The sequence below is a fragment of the Roseburia sp. AF42-8 genome (assembly GCF_003435965.1).
In the GTDB taxonomy this organism is placed as follows: domain Bacteria; phylum Bacillota; class Clostridia; order Lachnospirales; family Lachnospiraceae; genus Roseburia_C; species Roseburia_C amylophila.
Genome location: NZ_QTVB01000094.1, coordinates 1 through 2,935, shown reverse-complemented (window position 1 = coordinate 2,935; position 2,935 = coordinate 1). Strand labels below are relative to the sequence as shown.

The 2,935-nt window shown below is 35.0% G+C and carries 6 protein-coding genes; 4 read left to right on the top strand and 2 right to left on the bottom strand.

Features of this window, described 5'->3' with window-relative positions; genetic code table 11:
* Positions 1–319 precede the first annotated feature (319 nt).
* Positions 320–529: a DUF1858 domain-containing protein gene (locus tag DW059_RS15165; protein ID WP_117699346.1), complete on the bottom strand. Its 210-nt coding sequence runs from the start codon at positions 527–529 to the stop codon at positions 320–322.
* 217 nt (positions 530–746) lie between these two features.
* Here DW059_RS15165 and DW059_RS15160 point away from each other — a divergent pair, with 217 nt between their 5' ends.
* Positions 747–917, top strand: a complete 171-nt coding sequence (locus tag DW059_RS15160) for a DUF362 domain-containing protein (RefSeq protein WP_022242564.1) — start codon at positions 747–749, stop codon at positions 915–917.
* Positions 918–1,026: 109 nt separating this feature from the next.
* Here the strand turns inward: DW059_RS15160 and DW059_RS15155 are convergent, their stop codons facing one another.
* The gene (locus DW059_RS15155) at positions 1,027–1,605 is read right to left on the bottom strand and encodes a MerR family transcriptional regulator (protein ID WP_117699345.1); all 579 of its coding nucleotides are present in this window, start codon (positions 1,603–1,605) and stop codon (positions 1,027–1,029) included.
* Between the two features lie 391 nt (positions 1,606–1,996).
* On the opposite strand from DW059_RS15155, the gene DW059_RS17730 reads away from it, so the two are divergent.
* The 3 genes from DW059_RS17730 to DW059_RS15140 form a co-directional block, all read left to right on the top strand.
* Positions 1,997–2,113: a hypothetical protein gene (locus tag DW059_RS17730; RefSeq protein WP_334294170.1), complete on the top strand. Its 117-nt coding sequence runs from the start codon at positions 1,997–1,999 to the stop codon at positions 2,111–2,113.
* A 103-nt stretch (positions 2,114–2,216) separates the two neighbouring features.
* Positions 2,217–2,408, top strand: coding sequence for a hypothetical protein (locus DW059_RS15145; protein ID WP_117699344.1), 192 nt, complete (start codon positions 2,217–2,219; stop codon positions 2,406–2,408).
* A gap of 234 nt (positions 2,409–2,642) precedes the next feature.
* On the top strand, positions 2,643–2,935 hold a 293-nt coding region (locus DW059_RS15140), incomplete at its 3' end, for a hypothetical protein (protein ID WP_199534403.1).

The following is a 2,935-nucleotide window of genomic DNA, read 5'->3' as shown; positions in this document are numbered from 1 at the left end:
CTATTAAAAGCTTAGTATTTTTCATTTTTTCTGTCAATATCAATTATTATCAAAACGAATTATAAATATTTGTCAATATCAATTATTATCAAAACGAATTATAAATATTTGTATATTTTATACAATCTTACCTGTATATTTTATAATAAAACTCACTTTTTCTATCACACTATTTCTGTATCATTATAATCTGCAGAACCTGTCACTGACAGCTTCTTACGGATGCACGACTACAAAAAAAGACCAGAACGCACGATATCTTCAAGCCTTACGGCATTCGATTATCGGACTGTTCTGGTCTTTTATTTGTCTCTATTTCTTACTTGCCGTCTTTTGCAAGGAAATCATTGATTTCATCAACTAAAGACTGTGGCTCAATTCCATGAACCATTGCTGCCTGTTCAATTGTCTCCATCTGTGAAGATGGGCATCCTAAACAATGCATTCCTATGTTTAAAAGAATCGGTGCAATATTCTCATCGATCTGAAGTAATTCACCAATCATGGTATCCTTATTAATCTGTGCCATATTTTTTCCTCCTTCTTGTTTTCAATGGTGTTATTATAATCCCTCCCGGCAAAATATGCAATTAGTTTTCCCTTTTGTCCGTAATTATATACACGATTGCTTTTTCTTTAGTACATGAGGAAGAGGTATTGTAAATCATAATTTTTTGTATTAAAATAATTGCAAGCTAGAATTCTAGCCTATACATTGTTTATTATTTTTAAAGGAGGACGATAAAATGGCATATGTAATTTCTGATTCATGTGTAAGCTGCGGTACTTGCGAAGGTGAATGCCCAGTTGGAGCTATCTCTGCAGGAGATGGAAAATACGAAATCGCTGCTGATACTTGCATCGAGTGTGGAACTTGTGCAGGTGCTTGCCCTACAGGAGCTATCAGCCAGGAATAATTTTCGTACTTAATTCAAAAGAAGCTGTTGGTTTTGCCACACAGCTTCTTTTTTTACGCGGGAAACTCGCAAAGCGAGAATCTCGTAGTTATGCCCTCATTTGTGAAGGCTATGCTTCATTCGGTTTCCATTCCTGTTTCTTATGAAACAGCTTCTTCTCTTTCTTTCCCTTTGCCTTCAGGCTCTGACGAATCAGCTCGTCCAGTTTCTTATAGCGTTCCTCTTCTGCCTCATCCTGCTCACGCATTAGATAATTCATTTCTTTCAGTACATAATCTCTTACCCTCTCACTGACTTCTTTGCCAAGTGCCTGATTATTTTCTGCAATCGCGCCTTTTACAATCTGTGCCATCATATGCTGGAACTGCTCCATCCGCCTTGTGTTGTCCTCTACCTCCGTGGAAAGAGTCTGCTTTGCCGGCTCCGATGCTGCTGCCGCTAATAGCTCCGGTGCATCTTCCCTGCCGCCATTATGTATTAAAAGCTTGATTGCCTTTAACTGATAACCCTGCTCTTTCCATTCTTTTATCTTCATGAATTGTTCAATGTTTTCTTTTGTATAATAACGGTGTCCCATTTCGTTGCGGGGTACCGTAAGCTCTAACTCTTCTTCCCAGTATCTAAGTACATGGGATTCTACATTTACAAGTGCTGCAGCATCTGAAATCATATACCGTTGCTTGTCCATAATTGCTCCTCCTTTGCCACTGCTTCTTCTTTAAAATTATAACGCTGCGGCTTTTGTCAGTGCAATTATTTTCCATCGTATTATTCCGACATATTGTGCGTATTGAATGGCTTCTCCTACGCCGTTATGGTCATTATCTGCAGTTACAAGTTTATATCATTCTTTTATCTCTTCACCGGCATTCTGCTAAATGATTAAGCTCGATTGCCTCTTCTTTCATATTTTATCTTCTTTTTACGCTACACTGATGGCAGATTTTTTAAATTCCTTAAATGAAAAACTCATTGCAAAATCGGAAGGTTTTCCAATACATTAATCATTGTATTTTCAGTTTTCGCAGTATTTTATGTGATATAATACGATTAAAACTGTTGAAAAAGTGATTGTAGCAATGGATTTGTTTGGTCAACCAGCTGATCATATAGAATTAAGAAATATAGCTAATCCATATGGAATGAAGATATTAGAAGATGGCGCACAAGGATTACGTTCATTAAGTGTACATTGAAAAGGAAATATGATAATATAAGAATTGGTGTAAATTCAAGATTAGATACTATTCAAACAGCAATATTATTAATTAAATTAGAGGCTTTTAAAAAGTATGAGATGTGTTACAAGAAGTTTTAAAGCAGAATGAAAATGAATATAATAGAGATGTTTGCGGATGCAGAAAGGAGTTTTGGACATTAAAAATAAAAAGGGGAGAACATATAGGACAAGCACATCCGGATCATAATTTGGAAATGTTATTTAAAGAAAAGCAAGAGTGGGCTTTACGTTTTAGTGAATTCTTTGTTTAGGCACCCTCTAGTAAGATTTAGAAAAGATATAGGGAGAAGATGTCTTGCCTATTCTGATTATATGGAAATTAAGCGTTTGATAAATTTGAAAAAAAGACATTTTTTTATGAAGAAGAAAAAACATAGTAAAAAGGCAGGTGGCTATTCTAAATAAGAAGTTGGGTACAGATTTAACTGACGCAGAGGTTATAGATTGTATTAATAGAAGTCTAACGGGCTATTTTACATATTATAATGAATATACAGTATAATATTCCCCAAAAAGATAATTTTATTCCTGATGAAGTGCTTACATTTGGAGAATATTGGAACCAGACAACCTGTTATCCGGGGAAAATGGTGGCGATAGGAAATCCCCATCTTGAGGAATGTGTTACTACAATGAAAACAATAAAGTATTTCCCAACTATTTTAATTCTTTCTCAAGGGCCAGTAGGAGAAGCATTGGTTAAATTAGCAATAGAATTAAAAAATTTAGTTAGAAAAAAAGGAATTCCTGCAAGAATTATTTATAAATTACATCCAAA